7 protein-coding genes are annotated in these 5,337 nt (G+C 70.7%); 3 read left to right on the forward strand and 4 right to left on the reverse strand.

Features of this window, described 5'->3' with window-relative positions; all coding sequences use genetic code 11:
* The coding region (locus tag PV350_RS44215; protein ID WP_500339020.1) for a hypothetical protein at window positions 1–331 on the reverse strand (331 nt) is incomplete at its 3' end.
* 302 nt (window positions 332–633) lie between these two features.
* On the opposite strand from PV350_RS44215, the gene PV350_RS44220 reads away from it, so the two are divergent.
* Together PV350_RS44220 and PV350_RS44225 are read left to right on the forward strand one after the other, a co-directional pair.
* Window positions 634–1,620, forward strand: a complete 987-nt coding sequence (locus PV350_RS44220) for a magnesium transporter CorA family protein (protein WP_500339021.1) — start codon at window positions 634–636, stop codon at window positions 1,618–1,620.
* 21 nt (window positions 1,621–1,641) lie between these two features.
* Window positions 1,642–2,016 (forward strand): arsenate reductase family protein, encoded by a 375-nt coding sequence (locus tag PV350_RS44225; RefSeq protein ID WP_500339022.1) that lies wholly within the window; start codon window positions 1,642–1,644, stop codon window positions 2,014–2,016.
* On the opposite strand, the gene PV350_RS44230 is transcribed toward PV350_RS44225, so the two are convergent.
* Both PV350_RS44230 and PV350_RS44235 read right to left on the reverse strand, forming a co-directional pair.
* Window positions 2,013–2,924: a glutaminase gene (locus PV350_RS44230; protein ID WP_499511893.1), complete on the reverse strand. Its 912-nt coding sequence runs from the start codon at window positions 2,922–2,924 to the stop codon at window positions 2,013–2,015. The genes PV350_RS44225 and PV350_RS44230 overlap by 4 nt on opposite strands.
* A 36-nt stretch (window positions 2,925–2,960) precedes the next feature.
* Window positions 2,961–3,413 carry an Lrp/AsnC family transcriptional regulator gene (locus PV350_RS44235; RefSeq protein ID WP_499511894.1) on the reverse strand — a complete coding sequence of 151 codons (453 nt, stop codon included), beginning with the start codon at window positions 3,411–3,413 and terminating at the stop codon, window positions 2,961–2,963.
* A 117-nt stretch (window positions 3,414–3,530) separates the two neighbouring features.
* Here PV350_RS44235 and PV350_RS44240 point away from each other — a divergent pair, with 117 nt between their 5' ends.
* Window positions 3,531–4,535: an asparaginase gene (locus PV350_RS44240; protein ID WP_500339023.1), complete on the forward strand. Its 1,005-nt coding sequence runs from the start codon at window positions 3,531–3,533 to the stop codon at window positions 4,533–4,535.
* A 67-nt stretch (window positions 4,536–4,602) separates the two neighbouring features.
* Here the strand turns inward: PV350_RS44240 and PV350_RS44245 are convergent, their stop codons facing one another.
* Complete coding sequence (locus PV350_RS44245) at window positions 4,603–4,797, reverse strand: hypothetical protein (protein ID WP_361795409.1); 195 nt, start codon at window positions 4,795–4,797, stop codon at window positions 4,603–4,605.
* Window positions 4,798–5,337: the final 540 nt, after the last annotated feature.

The following is a 5,337-nucleotide window of genomic DNA, read 5'->3' on the forward strand; positions in this document are numbered from 1 at the left end:
CCCCACCCCCGAAGAAACCGCCACCCCCGTTGTTGAAGACCGGGATGTTGTTGTTCACCCCACCCCCGAAGAAACCACCGCCGCCGTTGTTGAAGACCGGGATGTTGTTGTTCACCTGGCCCCCGAAGAAGCCACCGGTGTTGTTGAAGAGGGGGATGTTGTTGTTCACCCCGCCGCCGTCAGCGACGTGAAGGCTGTGCTGCTGGGGTGCCGCCTGGACGGCGCTGACGTGGGCGGGGGCGGCCGCGAACGCGCTGGTCGGGAGCAGGGCGCCACCGGCGGCGAGGGTGGTGGCGGCGGTCAGCATGACGATCTTGCGGGTGCGGGACATGACAGTTCTCCTCAAGCGATGCGGGGCGGGGATTCCGGATGACCCCTTTTCGGGTATTCCGGCACCGGGGGGAATGTCCCGGTGGTTCCTTTCGGTCGGTATTGCGCGACCTCTTGACTCCAGTAAGCCCCGGCGTTCCGCCCGCGTCACGTCGCTGCATTTCGGGGCTTGACATGCGACCGGGGGCTGGTTAAAAGACGGCCCGCCGGTACGCGGATCCCCTGGACCGGGCACCTCCGCATGCGTGGACGCCGGAGTCTGCGCAGGCTGGGTGGTGTGCCGGTGATCCACGGTGAGAAACGATGATCGTTACGGTGGTGTCGATGCCCGAGGGCACCGTCGCCCGCGCCGCCGTGTCGGAGGCGCGGGAGCGGCTCGCGGCGTCGCGCTTCCTGCTCGTGGACATCGAGGTGCCCGGGGAAGGACGGCCCGACGAGGCGCCGATCGCCCACGAACTCGGCCTGGAGGCCGAGGACCTGGCGTGGCTGGGCAGGGAGGGCGAGAGCGCGCGGGCGGAGTTCCACGGGGACAACGCCCGGTTCGTCGTACCGGTCATCGAGGACGACGAGGTCGCCCACCTCCACGTCTTCGTGACCGGGCGGTACCTGGTCACGGTCCACCGGGGTCCGAACACGGTCGTCGGGCGGTTCGTCACCCGGCTGCCGCACGAACGGCCCGCGGACACCACCGCCGCGCTCTTCCTGCTGCTGGAGGACGCCCTGGAGACCTTCCGCAAGTCCGCCGTGGAAGCGCTGCTGCAGGTGGAGGACCTCGAGGACGAGATGTTCGAGAGCCGGAACCCGCAGCAGGTGTACCGGCTGGCGCAGCTGCGGCGGCGCGCGGCGCTGCTGCACCACTCCCTGCTGCCGTACCTGCAGGCGACCGACGAGACCATCACCCGGCGGATGATGAGCGGCAGCTTCCCGGAGGAGCGGCAGCGGCTGGCCACGTCGTACCAGCGGGCCGCGCGGATGGTGCTCTCCAGCATCGAGTCGCTCCAGGACGCCGCCCGGCGGGCGTTCGCCAGCTACTCCTCCCTGGTGTCCGGCGAGCAGAACGGTGTGATCAACCGGTTGGCCATCGTGTCGACGATCTTCCTTCCGCTGACCTTCCTGACCGGCTTCTTCGGCATGAACTTCACGTACATGACCGACGAGTTGGAGAGCAAGGTCGTCTTCTGGCTGCTCGCCGTGGGACTGCAGGCGCTCGTCCTGTCGGTCGCCGTCTACGTGCTCCACCGCACCCGCATCTGGCGCAGACTGCGCGACGACGGGCGCGACGGCCGCTGAGCGTCTCACTACATTGGCGGCATGGAGATCTGGATCAACCCCGCGTGCTCGAAGTGCCGCTCCGCGCTGCACCTGCTGGACGAGGAGGGCGCGCAGTACACCGTGCGGCGCTACCTGGAGGATCCGCCCGACGCGGACGAGATCCGGGCGGTGCTGGAGCGGCTCGGGCTGGAGCCGTGGGACATCGTGCGGACCCAGGAGGCCGAGGCGAAGGAACTGGGACTGAAGGAGTGGCCGCGCGAGCCGGGTGAGCGGGACCGCTGGATCGGGGCGCTGGCGGCGCACCCGCGGCTGATCCAGCGCCCCATCATCACCGCCGAGGACGGCACGGCGGTGGTCGCGCGCTCCGAGGAGGCGGTGCGGGACGCGCTGGGACGCGCCCCGGGCTCCGTCTAGAACACCGACAGCCCGGTGGCGGTGGTGAACGCGTCGAGGGCCGCCATGGCGCCGACGGAGTTGCCGGCCGGGTCGAGGCCGGGGCTCCAGGCGCACAGGGCGCCCCGGCCCGGGAGGACGGCGAGGATGGCCCCGCCGACGCCGCTCTTGCCGGGCAGGCCCACGCGGTAGGCGAACTCCCCCGCGGCGTCGTAGGTGCCGCAGGTGAGCAGCACGGCGTTGAGGCGTTTGGCGTCGGTGCGGGACAGCAGCCGGCTGCCGTCGGCGCGCAGTCCGGGCCGGGCGAGGAAGCCGCCCGCGAGGGCGAGGTCGCGGCAGGAGGCCTCGAGGGCGCAGTGGGCGTAGTAGTGCTCCAGGACGGTGTCCACGGGGTTGTGCAGGTTGCCGAAGTGCGCGAGGAAGTGCGCCAGGGCGGCGTTCCGGTGGCCGTGGGCGGCCTCGGAGGCGGCGACGGCGGGGGCGGTGGCGAGGGCAGGGTTGCCCGACTCGGCGCGCAGCAGTTCGCGTACGGCGCCCGAGGCGTCGCCGGTGAGGGTCAGCAGGGCGTCGGTGACGACCAGGGCTCCGGCGTTGATGAAGGGATTGCGCGGGATGCCCTGCTCGGTCTCCAGCTGGATGAGCGAGTTGAAGGGGTTGCCGGAGGGCTCGCGGCCGACGCGGCGCCACAGGGCGTCGCCGCCGTGGTGGAGCGCCAGGGCGAGCGTGAAGAGCTTGGAGACGCTCTGGACGGAGAACGGCTCGGCGAAGTCCCCGACGCCGTGGACCTCGCCCCCGACGGTGGCCAGGGCCATGCCGAAGGCGCCGGCGTCGGCGGCCGCGAGGGCGGGGATGTAGTCGGCGACCTTGCCGCGGCCGAGCTCCGGAAGGGCCGCGGCCATGGCCTGCTCGAGGAAACGCTGGTAGTCCACCGGCCCATTGAACCCGGACCCCGGCGAACGCTGGCCCTAGCCGACCGGCACGCCCTGCGGGCCCTTGATCCGCTTCATGATCATCTGCGAGTTCACCTCGCTCACGCCCGGCAGGGCGATCAGCTTCTCGGTCCAGAAGCGCTCGTAGGCGTCGCTGTCGGCCACGGCGATCCGCAGCAGGCAGCCGGGCGCGCCGTAGAGCCGGTAGGCCTCGACGATGTCGGGGATGGCCTGCACCTGCTCCTCGAAGGCGGCGACGGACTCGCGGTCCCGCCGTACCTCGACGGAGGCGAAGACCTCGAAGCCGCGGCCGACGGCGGCCGGGTCCACGACGGCCCGGTAGCTCTGGATCACCCCGTCCTCCTCCAGCTGGCGCACCCTGCGCAGGCACGGGGAGGGGGTGAGGCCGACGCGGGCGGCCAGTTCCTGGTTGGTGAGCCGGCCGTCGGCCTGGAGCTCGCGCAAGATTCTTCTGTCGATGGCGTCCATGGGGGCGATAGATACCACGCCTGGCCGATCTACGCGGGCTGATTGGCAATCCGGTGCCGGGGTTCACCGCATATCCTTGCCACGGAGGAGTCAGGCGAACACGCGAGTGAGGGACACGTGAAGCACATCGTCGTGATCGGCACCGGCGGCACGATCGCCAGCCGGTGGCAGGGGGCCGGGTACGCGGCCGAGGCCGCCGGCCACGAGGTGCTGGCGGCGGGCGCGGTCCCCGAGGGCGTCGAGGTGACGGTGCGCGACCTGTTCACGGTGAACAGCTCGCGGCTGACCTCCGCCCACCAGCTGGAACTGCTGCGGACGGTCCACGAGGTGCTGGCGGACCCGGGCGTGGACGGCGTCGTGGTGACCCACGGCACCGACACCATGGAGGAGTCCTCCTTCCTCCTGGACCTCCACCACGGCGACCGGCGCCCGGTGGTCCTCACCGGCGCCCAACTCCCGCTGGACGCCGTGGACGGGGACGCGGCGGGCAACCTCTACGACGCGCTGCTGACCGCCGCGACCGGCGAGGACATCGGCGTGGTCATCGCCTTCGGCGGCTTCGTGCACGCCGCCCGGGGCACGGTCAAGGCGCACACCCTGGACGTCCAGGCCTTCGCCGACCCCTCGGGCCGGCCGCTGGGACGGGTGAAGTTCGGCGAGATCGCCTGGGGCGCCCCGCGGCCGCGTGCCGCGGCGCTGCCGCTGCCGGACGCACACGTCACGGCACCGCGCGTCGACGTCGTCATGCACCACGTGGACGCCGACCCCGTGCTCTTCGAAGCCGCGCTGGGTGCGGGGGCCCAGGGCATCGTGCTGGTCGGCACCGGCGCGGGCAACGCGACGCCCGATTTCGTGGCGGCGGTCCGCCGCGCGGTCGACGCCGGGGTGCTGGTCGCCGTGAGCACCCGGGTGGCGGCCGGGCCGGTGGCGCCGATGTACACCGGGGGCGGCGCGGTGGACCTCGTCGCGGCCGGCGGTGTGCTGGCCGGGACGCTGCGCGCGGGGCAGGCCCGCATCGCCGTACTGGCGGCGCTGCTGTCCGCCCGGGGCCCGCAGGAGCGGGCCGCCGCACTGCGCCGCATCATCGGGACGGCCGAGGACCGCACACCGGCCGTCACCTGACTCCCCGTCACCCGGCGCGGCCACCGCGCCGGGTGACGGGTGACCTGTGACATGTGACGGGGACCGCTCAGAGGTTTATCTGGTTGATGGTGTCCGCCAACGAGTCGAGGAACTTGTTGATCGCCGGCGCCATGCCCGTGGAGGCAAGGAAGAAGCCGAAGAGCGCGGCGACGATGGCCGGACCGACCTTGAGCGTCTTGCCCCTTATCAGGACGATCATGATGATCGCCAACAACAGCACCACGGACAGGGAGATGGCCACTGGGGATCACATCCTCGGTCTGACGCCTCACCGTTCCGGGGGAGCAACGCAGCCGCACCCCCGCGACGTCCATCGTGCCACCTGCCACCGACACCGTGACCCCGCGGGACACCCCTTCCCCGCGCGCCGGGGTCGCACACCTGTGACGCAGGACATCGCGATCACTTCTGATCACTTCGGATGAGGACAATCTCGCAATTGCACGGCACGTTCGAGTGAATTTCCCCCAAACTATTTCCCCGCACATGCACTTGCCACACAAACGATCATCAAAAAACCTGCACAGACGTCAACCCGTCTGCCGATATGCCCCGTTCAACCCTTATATGACTGCCCATAGCATCACGGAACGGGCAGTGGCATGACACATGCATTCCGGGGTAGCAGCGCCGCTACCGCCATTCCGATCGAGAATTTACTCAGGCAGAGGCGCCCGCTATGGTGCATCAAATGTTCCAGCCCCACCGCACGAACACCCTGTCCCCCGGCAGGACCCAGACCGGGAATTCCGTTCTCCCCGCTCCCCGCACGGAAGCCGCC

Origin of the sequence: Streptomyces sp. PA03-6a (assembly GCF_033792765.1) — a bacterium.
Taxonomy (GTDB): Bacteria; Actinomycetota; Actinomycetes; order Streptomycetales; family Streptomycetaceae; genus Actinacidiphila.